This is a genomic window from Oceanobacillus arenosus (assembly GCF_003369575.1).
Taxonomy (GTDB): Bacteria; Bacillota; Bacilli; order Bacillales; family Amphibacillaceae; genus Oceanobacillus; species Oceanobacillus arenosus.
On sequence record NZ_PIOC01000019.1, the window covers coordinates 118,804 to 136,469 of the forward strand.

General features: G+C 38.2%; 19 protein-coding genes. 14 read left to right on the forward strand and 5 right to left on the reverse strand.

All coding sequences use genetic code 11. The features are described from left to right. The first annotated feature begins 172 nt into the window (after positions 1–172). The 3 genes from CWR48_RS13705 to CWR48_RS13715 all read left to right on the forward strand — a co-directional run bounded on the left by CWR48_RS13705 (position 173) and on the right by CWR48_RS13715 (position 4,925). Positions 173–2,509 (forward strand): ABC transporter permease, encoded by a 2,337-nt coding sequence (locus CWR48_RS13705; protein ID WP_115773812.1) that lies wholly within the window; start codon positions 173–175, stop codon positions 2,507–2,509. A gap of 1 nt (position 2,510) precedes the next feature. Further along, the gene (locus CWR48_RS13710) at positions 2,511–3,278 is read left to right on the forward strand and encodes an ABC transporter ATP-binding protein (protein WP_115773813.1); all 768 of its coding nucleotides are present in this window, start codon (positions 2,511–2,513) and stop codon (positions 3,276–3,278) included. A gap of 189 nt (positions 3,279–3,467) precedes the next feature. Next, the gene (locus CWR48_RS13715) at positions 3,468–4,925 is read left to right on the forward strand and encodes a SulP family inorganic anion transporter (protein ID WP_115773814.1); all 1,458 of its coding nucleotides are present in this window, start codon (positions 3,468–3,470) and stop codon (positions 4,923–4,925) included. Positions 4,926–5,157: 232 nt separating this feature from the next. Here the strand turns inward: CWR48_RS13715 and CWR48_RS13725 are convergent, their stop codons facing one another. Continuing rightward, positions 5,158–6,273, reverse strand: a complete 1,116-nt coding sequence (locus CWR48_RS13725; RefSeq protein WP_115773816.1) for an NAD(P)/FAD-dependent oxidoreductase — start codon at positions 6,271–6,273, stop codon at positions 5,158–5,160. A 1-nt stretch (position 6,274) separates the two neighbouring features. Then, positions 6,275–6,730, reverse strand: a complete 456-nt coding sequence (locus CWR48_RS13730) for a DinB family protein (RefSeq protein WP_115773817.1) — start codon at positions 6,728–6,730, stop codon at positions 6,275–6,277. A gap of 128 nt (positions 6,731–6,858) precedes the next feature. Here CWR48_RS13730 and CWR48_RS13735 point away from each other — a divergent pair, with 128 nt between their 5' ends. Beyond that, on the forward strand, positions 6,859–7,413 hold the full coding sequence (locus CWR48_RS13735) for a hypothetical protein (protein WP_115773818.1): 555 nt from the start codon (positions 6,859–6,861) through the stop codon (positions 7,411–7,413). Positions 7,414–7,513: 100 nt separating this feature from the next. Beyond that, positions 7,514–8,443, forward strand: a complete 930-nt coding sequence (locus CWR48_RS13740) for a manganese-dependent inorganic pyrophosphatase (RefSeq protein WP_115773819.1) — start codon at positions 7,514–7,516, stop codon at positions 8,441–8,443. Positions 8,444–8,619: 176 nt separating this feature from the next. Here the strand turns inward: CWR48_RS13740 and CWR48_RS13745 are convergent, their stop codons facing one another. After that, positions 8,620–8,820, reverse strand: a complete 201-nt coding sequence (locus tag CWR48_RS13745) for a cold-shock protein (RefSeq protein ID WP_115773820.1) — start codon at positions 8,818–8,820, stop codon at positions 8,620–8,622. A gap of 301 nt (positions 8,821–9,121) precedes the next feature. Between CWR48_RS13745 and CWR48_RS13750 the strand changes: the two genes are divergently transcribed. Beyond that, the gene (locus CWR48_RS13750) at positions 9,122–9,274 is read left to right on the forward strand and encodes a small acid-soluble spore protein P (RefSeq protein WP_115773821.1); all 153 of its coding nucleotides are present in this window, start codon (positions 9,122–9,124) and stop codon (positions 9,272–9,274) included. Between the two features lie 152 nt (positions 9,275–9,426). Continuing rightward, the gene (mscL, locus tag CWR48_RS13755; RefSeq protein ID WP_115773822.1) at positions 9,427–9,813 is read left to right on the forward strand and encodes a large conductance mechanosensitive channel protein MscL; all 387 of its coding nucleotides are present in this window, start codon (positions 9,427–9,429) and stop codon (positions 9,811–9,813) included. A gap of 92 nt (positions 9,814–9,905) precedes the next feature. Here the strand turns inward: mscL and yidC are convergent, their stop codons facing one another. Both yidC and CWR48_RS13765 read right to left on the reverse strand, forming a co-directional pair. Next, positions 9,906–10,703 carry a membrane protein insertase YidC gene (gene yidC, locus CWR48_RS13760; protein ID WP_115773823.1) on the reverse strand — a complete coding sequence of 266 codons (798 nt, stop codon included), beginning with the start codon at positions 10,701–10,703 and terminating at the stop codon, positions 9,906–9,908. Next, positions 10,640–11,020: a hypothetical protein gene (locus CWR48_RS13765; protein ID WP_115773824.1), complete on the reverse strand. Its 381-nt coding sequence runs from the start codon at positions 11,018–11,020 to the stop codon at positions 10,640–10,642. Before CWR48_RS13765 ends, yidC begins: the two co-directional genes overlap by 64 nt. A 196-nt stretch (positions 11,021–11,216) precedes the next feature. On the opposite strand from CWR48_RS13765, the gene CWR48_RS13770 reads away from it, so the two are divergent. From CWR48_RS13770 to CWR48_RS13800, 7 genes are all read left to right on the forward strand, one after another. Further along, positions 11,217–12,005, forward strand: coding sequence for an MBL fold metallo-hydrolase (locus tag CWR48_RS13770; protein ID WP_115773825.1), 789 nt, complete (start codon positions 11,217–11,219; stop codon positions 12,003–12,005). Between the two features lie 112 nt (positions 12,006–12,117). Further along, entirely contained in the window at positions 12,118–13,101 is a 984-nt protein-coding gene (locus tag CWR48_RS13775; RefSeq protein WP_115773826.1) for an ABC transporter ATP-binding protein, read from the forward strand. Continuing rightward, the gene (locus tag CWR48_RS13780; RefSeq protein WP_342772464.1) at positions 13,076–13,852 is read left to right on the forward strand and encodes an ABC transporter permease; all 777 of its coding nucleotides are present in this window, start codon (positions 13,076–13,078) and stop codon (positions 13,850–13,852) included. The genes CWR48_RS13775 and CWR48_RS13780 overlap by 26 nt, the downstream gene beginning before the upstream one ends. 96 nt (positions 13,853–13,948) lie before the next feature. Next, positions 13,949–14,986, forward strand: coding sequence for an alpha/beta fold hydrolase (locus tag CWR48_RS13785; protein ID WP_245976808.1), 1,038 nt, complete (start codon positions 13,949–13,951; stop codon positions 14,984–14,986). An 84-nt stretch (positions 14,987–15,070) separates the two neighbouring features. Next, a complete protein-coding gene (locus tag CWR48_RS13790) occupies positions 15,071–15,556 on the forward strand; it encodes a spore coat protein (protein WP_115773828.1) in 486 nt (161 codons plus the stop codon). Positions 15,557–15,823: 267 nt separating this feature from the next. Then, complete coding sequence (locus CWR48_RS13795; protein WP_115773829.1) at positions 15,824–16,378, forward strand: SLOG family protein; 555 nt, start codon at positions 15,824–15,826, stop codon at positions 16,376–16,378. Positions 16,379–16,684: 306 nt separating this feature from the next. After that, positions 16,685–17,368 (forward strand): SIMPL domain-containing protein, encoded by a 684-nt coding sequence (locus tag CWR48_RS13800; protein ID WP_245976809.1) that lies wholly within the window; start codon positions 16,685–16,687, stop codon positions 17,366–17,368. Positions 17,369–17,666 lie beyond the last annotated feature (298 nt).

Consider the following 17,666-nt stretch of genomic DNA (forward strand, 5'->3'; position numbering starts at 1 on the left):
CCTGGCACCGAAAAAATAAGACTTAAGTATTAGTTCATGTTAGCCTGAGGTGCAATGTTTATTATAATCAGACAATTTATACTGATAAAGGATGGAGGGAGGCGTTTGGGAGCTTAAATAGGATGGTGCAAAATAGAATAGTAATTTCATGTGGATAGGGGTATGAGAAACAATGCTCATAAAAATGTTGAAGAAGGACTATAACAGGAAGAAAAGTATCACAATAACGTTATTTTTCTTTATTATGTTGTCAGCTTTACTCGTTGCAAGTGGTTCCAATATGATTGTTGAATTATCGAATTCCTTACAGACTCTTTTTACCAAATCAAATACACCGCACTTCGTCCAAATGCATGCTGGCGAAATCAATCAATCTGAAATTGATGCTTTCACATCAGAGAATCGTCATGTAAAAAGTCAGCAAACCGTAGAAATGATCAATGTTGGCGGTTCTAATCTATATTTAGGAGACAGTTCGACACCAGAGGTTAGCAGTGTTATGGATCATTATTTTGTAAGGAAAAATGATTCGTTTGACTTCCTCCTTGATTTAGAAAGCGAAGTAATCGAAGTCGATAGTGGAGAAATTGCTGTTCCAATCTATAATATGCAGCAAAATAATCTAGAAATTGGCGACAATGTAAGAGTTGCTGGCGAGGATTTCGAGATGAAATTCACGGTAGTCGATTTTGTACGGGATGCACAAATGAATCCATCGATCATTAACTCCAAACGATTCGTAGTAAATGAAGAAGATTTTGCAATGCTACAACGTAATTTCGGAGAATCGGAGTATTTGATTGAATTTTTACTGACGGATTTAGATCAGTTAACTGATTTTAGAAATGCTTATCAATCATCGAATCTGCCAATGGCCGGACCTAGTGTTGACTTTCCTTTATTTCAAACATTAAATGGGCTAACAGATGGTATTGTTGCGGTTGTTGTTATTTTAGTAAGTCTTTTACTTATTCTGCTCGCCATTCTATGTATACGATTTACGTTGCTTGCTGCGATGGAAGAAGATTATCGCGAAATCGGCATCATGAAAGCGATTGGAATTGAACAGAACGCAATTAAAAAATTATACCTATGGAAATATGTAATCATAGCGGCAATCGCCTCCATTACTGGCTATCTTCTATCGCTATTTATCAATCCATTATTCACAGGGAATATCATGTTGTATCTAGGTACGGCCGAGAAAAGTATGCTACTATCCGTCATTCCAATACTTGCCGTTTCCTTGGTATTTTTAATCGTTGTGTCCTACTGCATGCTCGTCCTTAGAAGATTTAACAAGATAACGGTTGTCAAAGCATTACGTTCGGGAAATATTGGCGATGTACAAACACGGGTTACCTTTTTAGCGCTTTCTAAGAATCGATTGGGTAACATTAATATTTTCCTTGGAGTAAAGGATGTCTTTCAGCGTTTTAAAATCTATCTCTTATTATTTTTTGTTTTTCTAGTTTGTGCGTTTATCATGATTGTTCCCATAAACTTGCTTCGTACGATTCAGTCACCCAGTTTTTCAACCTATATGGGAATAGAACAAAGTGATATCCGAATTGATTTACAACTTTCAGATGATATCAATCAAGATTTTAACAATATGCTTGATTACATTGAGAATGATAGGGATGTTGAACAATTTTCGCCAATGGTAACAAGTTTGTACGAGTTTATCAATAGCGATAGAAATCTGGAAAAGATGGCGATTGAAACAGGCGATTATTCGATATTTTCCTTGAAGTATTTAGAAGGGAGTCCTCCTTTAAATGAAAATGAAATTGCGCTTTCCTATTTAAATAGCAGCGAGCTTTCGAAAGGGATTGGCGATAATCTGATGCTAATTCTAGATGGAGATACAAGAGAAATGGTCGTTAGTGGTATTTTTCAAGATGTAACGAATGGTGGCCGTACAGCAAAAGCAATGTTACCGATTAATGAAGAAGCGGCACTCTGGTATGAAGTAAGTTTAAATCTAAAGCCTGGTGTTTCCATTAATGAAAAAATGGTGGAATATTCCAATGCCTTTTATCCCGCGAAAGTGACGGATTTAGAAGGGTATCTAACGGATACATTTGGCAACACAATCGATCAGTTAAGATTAGTGACCATATTGGCTATAATGATTGCACTATTCATCGCTGTTCTAATTACAGCGTTGTTCACGAGGATGTTAATTGCCAAAGACAGCCAACAAATCGCTGTTATGAAGAGTATTGGCTTTACGTTAAATGATATTCGCTTGCAATATGCAACACGAACAATGTCTGTACTTATTATTGGAATTATCCTAGGTACGATAATTGCGAATACTATCGGGGAACAACTCGTTAGCGTATTTATGTCCTTAATGGGGGCATCAAAAATTGAGTTTGTAATCGACCCCATGCTTGCGTATTTCCTTTTTCCACTTTTATTAATGATTACTGTAACTATTACAACATTACGAAGTACTGCTTCAATTAAAAATACGAGTATAGCAGAAATGAGGGCATAGGATGGAAACGATTTTAGAAGCAAAGGATGTAAGCAAGACATTTGTTATTGGCGATAACAATCAACAGACCATATTGAAAAGTATCAACATGCAGATGAAAAAAGGAGAAATGGTTGCAGTTATGGGGCCGTCTGGTTCTGGCAAATCGACGTTACTCTATAATATTAGCGGCATGGATCGGGTCACATCTGGAAGTGTTCGATTTAACAATCGGGAAATTTCATCCCTCTCCGAAAAGAATTTATCTAACATTCGCTTAAATAGAATGGGGTTTATTTTCCAAGATATTTACTTATTAAAAAACCTGTCAATCTTTGATAACATTGTCCTATCCGCATATTTGGCGAAGAATGAATCACGTGACAAGATTAATCAGAGGGCGCTGGAATTAATGAAGAAAATGGGAATTGCTGAACTTGCGAACCATGATATTACGCAAGCCTCAGGTGGGCAATTACAAAGGGTCGCCATTTGCAGGGCGCTAATTAATCAACCGGATATTGTCTTTGGCGATGAACCTACTGGAGCATTAAACTCTAAAGCTGCTGCCGATATTATGAAGATATTAGCAGAGATAAACGAAGCAGGAACGACAATAATGCTTGTCACACATGATGTCAAAATCGCTGCGAAAACAGAACGCGTTTTTTACATGCTGGATGGAAATATTGTCGGTGAAAATCAGCTTGGTAAATACAAAGAGAGTAATAATGATAGTCAAATCAGGGAGGAAATACTTTCTAATTGGTTAAGGAAAATGGATTTTTAACTAAATCTACTAGGAAATAAAACTGGTGATAAATATAGTAAATCGATGAAATGCTGATTAATCACTCAATGTGTTCGCTTTCCCGCTGTTTTGCCTAATCCATTCAAGTGTGATAAAATTCTCTAGATATTATCGATTCAAGCAGTAAGACTGTTTGAAAACACTATACAATTGAAGGAGAAAAAACACTTGAGAATAGAACGATTGAAGCAGGAATGGTTTGGAAATGTGAAGGGCGATGTTTTGGCTGGAATTGTAGTGGCCTTAGCTTTAATTCCGGAAGCAATCGCCTTTTCAATTATTGCTGGTGTAGATCCAATGATTGGACTCTATGCCTCATTTTGTATTGCAATTGTAATTGCCTTTGTTGGCGGACGTCCTGGTATGATTTCGGCAGCTACTGGTGCAATGGCGATGCTAATGGTCAATTTAGTAGCATTGCATGGACTGGAGTATTTACTCGCAGCAACCATTCTAACCGGATTGATTCAAATTATTATAGGTATTTTTAAATTAGCGGAATTAATGAAATTTGTTCCACGCTCTGTTATGATTGGCTTTGTAAATGCATTGGCGATCGTTATCTTTACAGCGCAATTGCAGCATTTCGTCGGAGAATCTTGGATAATGTATGCACTTGTAGGATTGACATTAGCAATTATTTATCTTTTTCCAAAAATTACAAAGGCTGTTCCAGCAACATTAGTTGCGATTATCGTGATAACAGCTATCGTGATGATAGGAGATATAGGCGTTCGCAATGTTGGTGACATGGGAAATCTGTCGAAGCAGCTACCAGTGTTTCTATTCCCGCAGGTACCATTTTCATTTGAAACCTTTATGATTATTTTCCCGTATTCCTTATCATTAGCGATTGTTGGTTTAATTGAGACTTTATTAACGTCTAATTTACTTGATGATATGACAAATACAGATAGTAATAAAAATAGGGAAGCCCGTGGTCAAGGAATCGCCAACATCGTTGCAGGTCTATTTGGCGGTATGGCGGGATGCGCCATGATTGGACAATCGGTAATCAATGTAAAATCTGGTGGCCGAGGCAGATTATCTACCTTCGTTGCAGGCGCATTTTTAATGTTCTTGATCGTCGTGTTAGGTGATTTCGTTGTCCAAATTCCTATGGCTGCACTTGTAGGTGTAATGATTATGGTTTCTATTAGTACGTTTGATTGGGCGGCGATGAAAAATATCCGAAACGTACCGCGAACAGATGCAGTTGTTATGATCATCACTGTTGGTATCGTTCTAGCCACTAATAATCTATCATTAGGAGTTCTAGCGGGAGTCTTATTGAGCGCTATTTTCTTCGCAGTGAAAATCTCGAAAGTAAGGGTGCAAGATACACTTGATGTACAGGCAGGAAAACGAGTCTATTATGTAAAAGGTCAGCTATTCTTCGCATCTGTCAGTGATTTTGTTGATAAATTCAATTTTATAGACGAGGTTAAACAGGTAGAGATAGATTTAACCCATGCACAATTATGGGATAGTTCTGCTACCGGTGCCCTTGATAAAATTGAACTGAAGTTTAGCCAAAACAATATCACGGTTCGATTCATTGGTCTGAATAAGGAAAGTCAGCAATTGAAAAATCGGATTAGTGGCGCTACAAGAAGTTCTAATTAATGGATGGAATAGCCTCGAATGCAGCATTCGAGGCTATTCCTTCTCAATCGACGCCCGAGTTGAATCGAGCGAGGCGCGTGCAGAATCGAGCGAGGCGCGTGCAGAATCGAGCGACGCCCGTGCAGATTCGAGCGACCCCCGCCCAAAATCGAGCGACAGCCCAGCCCTCTAATCAGGCGCAAACACCAAATAGGTATTACCCGGACTCAAGAACCCCCGGGTAATACCTATTCTATTTGATTGCCCCAGCAACAATATAATCAGCTAAATCAATTTCTAATTCATTGCCAAGTGCAAGGTTTGCCAATTGCTTGCCAATAAATGGTCCCATCGTTAATCCAGATGATCCGAGTCCATTGGCAAGATATAATCCATCATAACCTGGCAGTGCACCGATGACGGGAAGAAAACCTGGTGTAAATGGGCGAAATCCGACTCTTGTCTCTAGAATAGTAGCATTGCTCAACCCCGGAGCAATTTCCATGGCATGGCCGATAATTTCATGTGCAGCCCCAACGGTTACACGGGTATCGAAGCCAGTGTCATTCTCGTGTGTCGTGCCAATGACAATTCTATCGTCAAACGCGAGCATGTACTGGCTGGATGGCGGCATGACAACAGGCCAATTGGATGTATCTACATTAGGAAGCTGTACATGCATTATTTGTGCTTTTTGTGGCGTAACGTCAAATGATATATCTAGTGGCTCAAAAAGTTCGTTCATCCAAGCGCCAGCAGCTGCGATAACAGTATCCGCCACTATTGTTGTATCATTAACGGAAACACCAATAATCTTGTTGCCAACACCCACCAAACTGGCATCACCAATAATTGTACTTGCACCATGCTTTGCTGCAGCACGAAGTAATGAATCTCTTAATTTCCTGCCATCGACACGTGCAGCCCCACTAATATGTACAGAACGATATGCATCTGAAAGAATAGGGAACAGGCTTCTAGTTTGTTCCACATCAAGAAGCGTCACTTCTCCAATTTCAGGGGCATCTTCCAGGCGTTTCAATGCACGATCCCTTATGGCGATTAATTTATTCTCATCCGTATGTAAACTAATGGCGCCAACCCGCGAGTAACCAGTATCCGCTTCGCCATCTTTTGCCAACTGATCAATTAAATCAGGGTATAGTCCTGCCCCATTCTTGGCTAAACGATACCATGCTTTATTGCGACGTTGTGAAATCCATGGGCATACAATGCCAGCAGCAGCGTCCGTTGCTTGCCCTTTTTGCTTTCTATCAATGATAACGACCTCGGCCCCTTGCTTTGCTAAAAAATATGCAGTACTCGCACCAAGAATCCCACTACCAATGATAATTATCTTCTTACGCATCTTATTTTGCTTCCACCACTTGTCTCATCGCTTTTATTTTTCCAAGATGTTCCGCTTCATGATGACCGATCATGATTAACAGATCTTCATAGGATTCAATATGACCGAATGGGACTTTAAACGGTACATTAGTTTTCCAAAATAATTCATCAAACTGATTGACACGCTCTTGCTGGTCCACTAAATATGTCGTTAGTTCTTCTAATGTCGGAGCTGTCATAGTCCAATCAGCTGGTTTTGTTCCTGAACTAAATAATTCCGCGTACTCCTTAGGAAAATGCTCAGATTTCTTAGGATATATAAAAAGAAATTTCTCAGTAAAAACGAGCACATGGCCAAGATGCCAGCGAATTGTATTATTAAAATATTTTGCCTGAATATCAGCTGTATTTTCATCCAAATCCTGGATAAACGTAAGTAATGACGTTCTAGTTAAATTAAATTGTTTTTTTGACATAATAATTCCTCCTTGGTATATCAATGTAAAGTATAGATTATTTTGTAAGACATTGAAAGTAATTGCATTATTATGGAGGAAAATGGTGTATCCATACAGAATTAATATAGGACAGGAGGAAGGACCAGATGAAACAGAAAAACATAATCGGCAGGATATTGTTTTATTTAGGAATAGTAGTAATTATTATTGGCATTATTCATTCGATCGTTAATTCATTTCAAATTAACTATATGGATCCGTACGGGCAAGAGGATTATAAATTTTATTGGAGCTCGTTTTTATATTTATTTCCCACAGCACTTCTTTATGGATCGATATCGATTGGAATATCAGAGGTCATTCGTCTACTAGATTCAATCAATCGGAAGGAACTTCCATCGATTTTGACGGTAGGAGAAAAAGTAAGAAGTAATGAAAGCATTCCGATGATTAGCGCTGAAAAACAAGAGTTTTGGGAAATAAGTGATATCGAGGAAGAAAAGATTTACGAGTTGTTTGCGGATAAGGCAATATTAGAAATCACTCCATATATCGTAAAAGGTTATTGTGTCGTGAAATTACAAGATTATAATGGACCACTAAAACCTTTCGTTAGAGTACTTGATCTGAACGGCGGAAATCCAATAGAAGTACAAAATACTGACAGAAGAAAACAAATAATCGAATGGTATAATAAATAGTGCATATACACTAAAAAAGTTATGTGTAATAGTACTCTTTTTTGTCAAAAGTATGATAATCTTATATAGTGAAACGCTATACATAGAAGGAGATATGGATATGTCAAAAACATTAATCTTCGGGCATAAGAGCCCTGATACAGATACAATCTGTTCTGCACTTGCATATGCTGATTTGAAAAATAAACTTGGTGAAACGGCAGAGCCTGCAAGACTTGGTGCTGTGAATAAAGAAACACAATTTGCACTAGATTATTTTGGTGTGGAAGCACCAAAATTCATTGAAAAAGTGGGTTCGGAAGTGGATGCCGTAATTCTAGTCGATCATAATGAATTTCAACAAAGCGTTGATAATATCAAAGATGTTCGAATTGCTGAGGTAATCGATCATCATCGCATTGCTAATTTCGAAACAAAAGACCCAATCTATTTTCGCGCAGAACCTGTTGGCTGTACAGCGACAATTTTAAATAAAATGTATAAAGAAAATGGCATTGTAGTTACGAAAGAAGTTGCTGGACTTTTAGTTTCTGCAATCATTTCTGATTCATTATTACTAAAATCACCAACATGCACAAAAGAGGATGTCGATGCAGCTCATGAATTAGCGGCAATCGCAGGAATTGAGCTTGGGACTTATGGGTTAGACATGCTACAAGCTGGTGCTGATTTAAGTGACAAGACAGCTGCAGATATTATCTCATTGGATTCCAAAGTGTTCGTAATGGGTGATGCAAAAGTTGAAATTGCGCAAGTAAATGCTGTAGATATTGCGAAGGTTTATGAAAATCAGGCAGATTTAGAAGCAGAAATCGCAAAAGTAATCGAGGAAAAAGATCTTGATTTATTCTTGTTAGCAGTAACAGATATTATCAATAATGATTCTGAAGCATTAGCATTAGGAAAAGGTCAAGAAAAAGTGGAGCAGGCATTCCATGTAACGCTTGATAATAATCGCGCACTGCTTAAAGGCGTTGTATCACGTAAAAAACAAATTGTAACAGTATTGACGACTGAATTTACGAAATAAGTGAGGAAGGCCGAGGAGAGATTAATTCTTTCCTCGGCCTTTTTTGTTCTAGTTGAAAATATAAATACTATTTTACGAATAAGTGCAACCAAGCTTTTCTAATATAGGCATAGGAAACTATTTCATGCAAAATAAAAAGGACTTCCCATTAGAGAAGTCCTTTTCTATTAAAGAGCTTACGCTTTGTTAACGTTAGCTGCTTGTGGTCCACGGTTACCTTCTTCGATATCGAAAGTTACTTCTTGACCTTCGTCTAAAGATTTGAAACCTTCACCTTGGATTGCAGAGAAATGTACGAATACGTCATCTCCACCTTCAACTTCGATGAAACCGAAACCTTTATCTGCGTTAAACCATTTTACTGTACCTTTGCTCATTAAAAAAACCTCCATGTGCTGTTTGCACGTTTATTACTATTTTTGTTCTAGATAATAATCAAGAATAATCACTTAAAAGTCAAAACTTATATCTTGTATCGTTCACGAACAACAATAATTATTCTTAGTATAGCACCAAAGTTTAAAAATGTATACCTTTTTGATAAAAAATATTTTTTTGGTAGAATCTCTGATGATACGTCAGCATTTGAATGCTTCTTTTCGATTTGGCGAGAGCAAATTTGCATAATTAATGGCTAGCGATGAAAACTAAACCAATAAAGGAAGGGAGGAATGGAATATGGCAGGGAAACCAAAAGGTCCGAAACAGCAAAATCGAGTCAATTTACCACAAAGTCCGGAGCAACCATATGGCGAACCATTAAGCGGATCGAAAAAGGTGAAAAATGCAAATCACTCTAGACAAAATACGAATAAAAGTCATGGGCTGTAAATAAATTCGCTATAAATCGTTCTAATCAGGAGCATAATCGAAACGATATTGCTCCTTTTATATTTTGTTTATTTAAATCCCCTCATCTTTGCTAGGTTTATCGTATAATTAAATTATTCGGGTAGTATATTTAGAAAGAGGGATGATAGAGCGTGTGGCAAGAGTTTAAAGAATTTGCGTTTAAAGGAAATGTAATCGACCTTGCAGTTGGGGTAGTAATTGGTGCTGCCTTCGGTGGAATCGTCACATCATTTGTTGAAAACATTATCACACCACTGATTGGAATGCTGATGGGTGGCATCGATTTTACAGGACTTAAAGTTACAATTGGTGATGCAGAGGTATTATATGGTAATTTCATCCAGTCGTTTGTAGATTTCCTTATCATTGCATTTGCAATTTTCCTAGCTATTCGGTTTATAAGCAAATTTAAACATAAAGAAGTGGAAGTTGAAGAGGAAGAGGAAATCAACGCACAGGAACTACTCCTCACTGAAATTAGAGACCTATTAAAGGAACAAAATAAAAACAATGTATGACCACATAAAAAAACACTTCCAGTAATAAGATTGGAAGTGTTTTTTATTGAATGACGAAGTGCAAATCTTACATCATCGAGCAAAGCCCCATATTATTTTGCTTGATTCGGTGCATACATTTTTTGTGCAATTAGTGTTTGGACAATCATGAAGATTCCACCAACAGCCCAGTATAATGGCAATGCGGCAGGCGCATTAAGTGAGATGAAGCCGATCATGATCGGTGAAAGTAATCCCATAATCGCCATTTGCTTGCGCATTTGTGGCTCCATGGTCTTTTGCGAAACCTTAAATTGTAGATAATAGACGACCACAGCAATGATGGTTATGATAATATCCGTTTGTCCTAAATCGAACCATAAGAAAGAATGGGTTGCGATTTCAGGAGTTCTGCGAATCGCGTAATAAAATGCGATTAGAATTGGAAACTGAATGAGCATTGGTAAACACCCACTAAGTGACGCCAGTGGATTCATATCATGCTTTTGATAGATTTGCATCATTTCTTGCTGTTTCTTCGTTTGTGATGCAGTATCTTTTTTATTCTCATATTTCTTTTGCAGTGCATCCAATTCTGGTTTGATGACACTCATTTTGTCACGCATTTGCATGCTGCTCTTTGTTTGTTTTAATAAAAATGGCATTAATACGAGACGAATAATTAATGTAATAATGATGATCGATAAACCATAATTATCGCTAAATAACCCGGCGATGCCTTTAATTAATCGTGAAAATGAATAGACAAAGTAATGATCGAACCAACCAGTTGTGTTTGCATCGATTGGTTCATTTACTGCACCTTGACATCCTGCCAGTAATGTAACTAAAAGAAGCAAGAAGATAAGCTTATATTTTTTAAAGAACGTGAATACAGATGTTTTTTCCATTGTTGACCTCCTCGATTTTTATCCAGTGTAGAAGTCGAGTTGGAATGTGGATCATTATCGTCGTCAGGAATTTCGATTCGTTTCGTTTTATTCGTAAGCCAATTGTGGATTTTAATCACTCCCGTAATCGGTTGCTGTTTTGGTAGTGATTGTATCTTTAGTGCATGGCTTTTTCGAATAAAAGCATGGTTCTTATACACGGTACAGCGCAAATCTAGCTGAATATAATCGAAATAAACGACCGATAGTAAAAAGCTTAAATAAAGATAGATTGGCGAGAAATCACTCAGTAATTCATTTAGCAATTCTAATAACATCTATATTCACCTCCTTTAAAATCACAAGTAAGTCCCGTTCTGTTCATACGTTTTCCGGTTCGAAAGGTTTCATGATTATTACTAGAACATTATAACGCGAATGATTCATACTTCCAACCGAGAATGCTGATATAAGAATAATCTGTTTATTTTCCGGAATTTTCGCTATAATCTAAATGGAAGGTGGAGATAAAATATGGCAATCATTCAAGATTCTTGGTTTACTGTTACAAAAATAGATAAATCAACATTCGCAATTAGTGAGTATGGGCATTGGGAAAAGGTACATTCTTTTCTACTGATAGGAACAAATAAAGCTGCTTTGATTGATACTGGACTTGGAATCGATAATATAAAGCGAATAACCGATCAATTAACGGATTTGCCAATCATTGTAATCACTACTCATGTCCATACAGATCATATTGGTAGCCACAAGCAATTCTCTGAGTTTTATGTGCACGAGGCGGAATCGGATTGGCTAATCAATGGAATCGAAGGATTATCGCTGGAGCAAATTAGAATAAATATTGGGCGGGATATTACCAAAGCAACACCAACATCATTTAGCCCTGTTACTTATACACCTTTTCAAGGAGAGCCAACAGGTCTATTAGTTGATGGAGACAAGATTGATATTGGTAATCGACTGTTAGAAATTATACATACACCAGGTCATTCCCCAGGACACTGCTGCATATATGAAGAAGCGAGAGGCTACTTGTTCACCGGAGATTTGCTTTATATGGAGACACCGATTTATGCCTTTTACCCTACGACAGATCCTGAACAATTAGTAAATTCATTAGAGAGAATTGCAAAAATAGAGAATGTAAAAGTGGTTTATGGTTCACATAATCAGCTTGGAATTGATGTTGTGATTTTGGATGAAGTATTGGAAGCGGTGAGAGAACTTCGATATAGGGATGTGGTTAGGCATGGAACAGGAATCCATAAATTTAAGGGATTCAGTGTTCAATTTTAGTGAAGCTTCGGTCAGCCTCTAGACTGAGATGTTTTCGTTCTGTGGATTGTAGTAGGGAATTCTGTTCCAATGTAAGATTGGAAGTAGATTAGGACAGAAAGGAATGGGATGGATGGAAACAATTATTGAAGTTCAGAATCTTAAGAAGTCTTATCGGAAACGGAAATCGAAGGAATATATTCATGCGGTTACAGATGTATCTTTCAAAGTGAATCGAGGAGAAATCGTCGGTCTTCTTGGACCAAACGGCGCAGGGAAAACAACGACAATCAAGATGATATGTGGACTGCTGATTCCTGATTCTGGGACGATTACGATTAATGGAATTAATAATCAGGAGAAGCGTTTGAAGGCACTACGCCATATTAGTGCAGTACTTGAAGGAAATCGAAATTTATATTGGCGTCTTACCGTTAGAGAGAATCTTGAATATTTTGCTGGAAATCGTGGAGCTTCAAAGAAGGAGGTCACACGTCAGGTAGATGAATTATTGGAAAAGTTTCGTTTGCAGGAGAAAGCCTCAGAACTTGTTAATCGGCTTTCACGAGGAATGCAACAAAAACTCGCAATCGCAGTCGCAATGCTAGCAGATAGTGATGTGATTTTACTTGATGAACCGACACTGGGGCTCGATGTAGAAACCAGTTATGAGGTTCGGGATTTACTCCGGAGTATTGCAACTGACTATAACCGAACGATTATTATTAGCTCCCATGATATGGATGTAATCCAAGATATTTGTGAACGAACTGTGATTATTAATGGGGGAAAGATTGTCACAGATGATAGGGTGGAAAATTTGTTGCGATTATTTGAAGTTCGAGCTTATACGATCACACTTGGAGAACAATTAAGTGATAAACAGCAGAAATTGCTGAATCTTATGTTTCCAGAGGCTGAATATAAGGCAGATACCATTCAGTCCACAGTCGAAGTGGATCTTGAAAAAAGTGAAGCAATCTATGATTTATTTGATATTTTTAAACAAGAGGAGACACCAGTCGAATCGATTGATCGTAAGTCGATAAACTTTGAACAAATCTTTATGAAAATTGTAAAGGGGGAAATGGATGATGCAAGGGTTCAATCTTCTTAAAGCAAACATTCGCAAAGAATATATTGAATATAAGCGGTATTTACCGAATACGATTGCGATGTTACTTACTTTTTATATTATTTTTATTGGCATGTTCGCTGGAATCCAATTAATTGGCGACCCGACGATGCAGGAAACGAATATTCAATTTGTGATTGTAAACTATATTTTCTGGTACTTAGCGATGATTGTCGTAAATAATATTGGCTGGCAAATCACGAATGAAGCGACCCAAGGAACACTTGAACAACTGAGCATGTCACCGATGGGGATTTGGCGAATCATGCTTGCTCGCTTGATATCCTCCACAATTGTGAGCTTCTTGATTATTGTTGTTTTGCTATATTTATCGATGCTGACAACAGGGCAGTGGCTAAATATCGACATCCTCACGATTTTACCAATTTTAATTTTGACCTTGATTAGTATGTTTGGTCTCGGATTTATTATTGCCGGGTTGTCGATCGTCTTGAAACAAATTCAAGCATTCCTACAAATATTACAGTTTATCCTAGCAGGATTAACCTTTGTCCCACTGACAGCTGCACCGTTTCTAGCATACTTTCCTTTTGTAAAAGGGGTGGATTTGGTACGGGCTGTAATGATCGATGGTGTCACCTGGAGCCAAATTCGAATGGAAGATTTTATGATATTAGGATTTAATGCCGTTTTCTATTTTGTTATCGGTCTCGGATTCTTCTTTCTTTGTGAACGGGTGGCGATGAAGAAAGGGTTGTTGGCGCATTATTAAAAATGGTGGCTTGGGCAATGTGGAAGCCTTCATTCTTCTTAATAAAAGTGTGCTGTTATTTGTAATATAAATCTGGAATTTATGGAGGAGTTTTATTTGGGCTTCTTGTCAGGGAAACTAGATTTTGTCATCGATGAAAACGGATTAAGCAATGTAGACAGAGTAATGATTGGCGACATTAATCAAACGATTCTTATTCAAGCAGAGGATGTTACGAAGCCTATCCTCTTGTTTCTTCATGGTGGACCTTCCATGCCGATACCAGGTGTATCAAGCAAGGGAAGAGATTATACGATTGCGACAAACACAAAGGAGCTTGTGAAAAATTTCATGCTCGTATTTTGGGATCAACGAGGTACTGGTAAATCATACAATAATCATATCGCAGAAGAAACAATGAATGTGTCACAATTTGTCGCTGACACAATTGAACTAACAGATTATTTAAGAAAAAGATTCGTGAAAAAGAAGATTTTTCTTGTTGGTCATTCTTGGGGAACGGTGATTGGTTTAAAAGCAGCAAGTGCGTTCCCAGAGAAATACTATTCTTATGTAGGAATTTCGCAAATTGTGAATTGGGTAGAAAATGATCGGTTAGGACTTATTTGGACAAAGGAAGAAGCAACTAGACGTAAAAATATGAAGGCGTTAAAGGAATTAATCGCGGTGGGTGAACCTCCTTGGACAGAAAGTGTGGAGCAATGGGGGGTTTTAAGAAAGTGGCAGCGTAATTTCAATACTTTCACATATAAAACGGAAGATAATCGGTATCCAAAGCTATTAATGTTTTTCTGGCAGATGATGCAATCTAAGGAATATAACTTAAAAGATATGGCTGATACATTTGCAAAAGGATTTAAATTGGTTTATAGCGATAATTTTATTCATGAATTATCACAGATTGATTTTGCAAAATCAACGCCAAAAATTGCTATTCCAGCTACATTTTTCCATGGACGAAAAGATGTGCATGTCTATGGTAAGCCCGTCGAAGATTACGTTGAAGCGCTGGTGGCTGATAGCGGTAAACAGTTTGTTTGGTTTGAAAAATCAGCACATGCATTCCATCCCGATGACACGAAAGAGATTGAAATGCGTTTGATTGATGAACTGAAATATGCGGAGAGAATTTAATTGAATATAGGTAACTGCACATGCATCCCCATGGTAACTGTCATAGGTTAGTAGTGAACGTATAACAAGAAAGGGGATAATCAAATGAGTTTTCGTCATGGAAGACATTGTAGATGTCATACTTGTTGTCAAAAGACAATTGTCCATCCTACAAAGTTTAATTGTGTCAATCAATTCTCTGAAAGTGTAGTCAATCAAGTGCATCCTTCTCATACTACAGTTATGAATCACCACTTAGTAAAGAATATCCACACATTTCCGCATTCTACATCTGTGCAAAATACTGCAAACAGTGTGGATCAATATGGAGGATCATTCCAAGTACCTGCACCGAATCAAGTAGCAGGAGCAATGTCACCAGGCTTCGGTCCAGGATATGGCCCAGGAGGTCAAGTGGCAGGTGCGATGATGCCAGGCTATGGTCCGGGAAGTCAAGTAGCAGGAGCAATGATGCCTGGATATGGCCCAGGAGGTCAAGTGGCAGGAGCAATGATGCCTGGATATGGTCAAGGACCACATAAAGGATGCAAGTGTGGCTGTGGTGGTAATCCATCTCATCATAGATGGTAAAATAGATCGATTTTATTCGTAATATTATCGAGAAAGCTGACAAGTGAATTGTCGGCTTTTTTCTATAAATAGGAATGTATAAAAGTTTCCTCTTTCAACTCCAGTGACAATTGAGGCCACGTCCAGATCCAGCACCGTGCTCCTAGCGAGACTTCCCTCACCTCCGTACACAGCTCAAATGGGCGCTTGCGCTTTTGTTCATTTGATACAATAACGAAAGGGTATATACTAGTATTGAATGAATTATTTTTGAAACGGTGATGACAAATGAAAATTTTAACGGTGACAGGATACAAAGCAACGGAATTAGGTATTTTTAAAGAAGATGATCCGAAAGTAGCGATTATCAAGAGAGCAATTGAAAAACGGCTAATCGGATTTATTGAGGAAGGGCTTGAGTGGGTTCTCGTTTCCGGACAAATGGGCATCGAGCTATGGACGGCAGAGGTCGTTCTTGATTTGAAGGAAACATATGATATCAATCTAGGCATCTTCCCTCCATTTGAGAATCAGGATAATCGCTGGCCAGAGCCATTGAAATATAAATATGAGGAGCTGACCATGACTGCCGACTTTTATCAACCGATTTATAATGGCGATTATAAAGCGCCCTATCAGTTTAGAGCGAAGAACATGTGGCTAGTAGATAAGAGTGATGGTTGTGTGATCCTAATGGATGACGAGTTTCCAGGAAGTACGAAATATTTTTATGACATTGCGAAGCAGGCAAAAGAAAACTATCCAATTTTCTTAATCACGCCGATGGATTTGGAAGATATTGCGGAGGAAATACGAATGGCGGACCCTGATTATTGGAGCTGATTTGTTTTGCATCCGAGCCTGTATGGACATGTAGCTTCCGAGCAAGCGGAAGAGTGCGGAAATACAGGAGAGCGCAGAGATACCGATATATTTGAAAATACGCTGATATTATCAAGAAACACACAGATATATATAGCAAAGGCGCTGATATCTGCTCCCGTCACGCTGATATTCGACAAAATAAGCGCCGATAATTGCGATCACCTCATGCTACCGCCATATTGCCGCTTGATTTGCATTAATTATTTCACCGTACAGCGCATATCTTTAAAAGAACGTAACTGCGCAATTTTGAAAGGTGGAATCATGATGTCTTATCCTTATCAATATGTACCAAATTCGAATCACAGGCAAGACCAACCTAATCAAACGAATCACCGCCGAATAATCGTTACCGGAAATGGACAGATTTTAGTGGAACCGAATATCGTGACGATACAGTTAGAGGTTGTGACGGAAGATAGTTCACTCAGGCAGGCGCAACAAGAAAATGCGAATACGATGAATCAAGTAATTCAGACTCTTCTCAATCTGGGCATACCGAGGGAGAATATTCATACAGCTGCGTTCAACATTTTTCCTAGATATGATTTTGTTGATGGAAAGCAGGTTTTTCGAGGGTATGAGGTTACCAATGAAATTACGCTCCAGATAAACGCGATTGATCAAACGGGTGCTATCATTGATGAAGCAGTAAAAAATGGGGTGAATCGCGTTTCGAATATCCAGTTTACGGTTCGTGATAAGGATATGTATTATCAGCAGGCGTTAAGTGCCGCACTTGGAAATGCGAACCAGAAAGCGGAAACCATTGCGAGGACGTTGCAGTTAAATCTTAATCAACCACCAATAAAGATTGTCGAGCAATCAACTGGGACACCAGCGACAGCATTTAAGGTGATGGCAGCAACATCGGAAAGCTTTACAACCCCAATTGAGCCAGGACAAATCGTAGTAAGTGCCGTTGTAGAGATACAATACCAATATTAGTAGAAAGCAAGTGATAGCAATTCATCACTTGTTTTTTTTCGATGGTAGTAAAGAAAATATTTCTTTCTACATGGCTGTTTGATTAAACTTTGTTGCTTTTGGGCAGTTTTTTCAGAAAGGAAAACGCCAATTTGGTAAATTCATTTACCCATCAGCGTTTTCCTTTCTGAAAATGTCACGCGTATGCGTGACAAGGCAAGCATTCGCTTGCCTAACTGCCCAAAAGCAAAGAGCAACAATCTTTGAGAGAAGAGCCTTCTACATAGATGCAACCACTTTATATAAGATAATTAGTAGA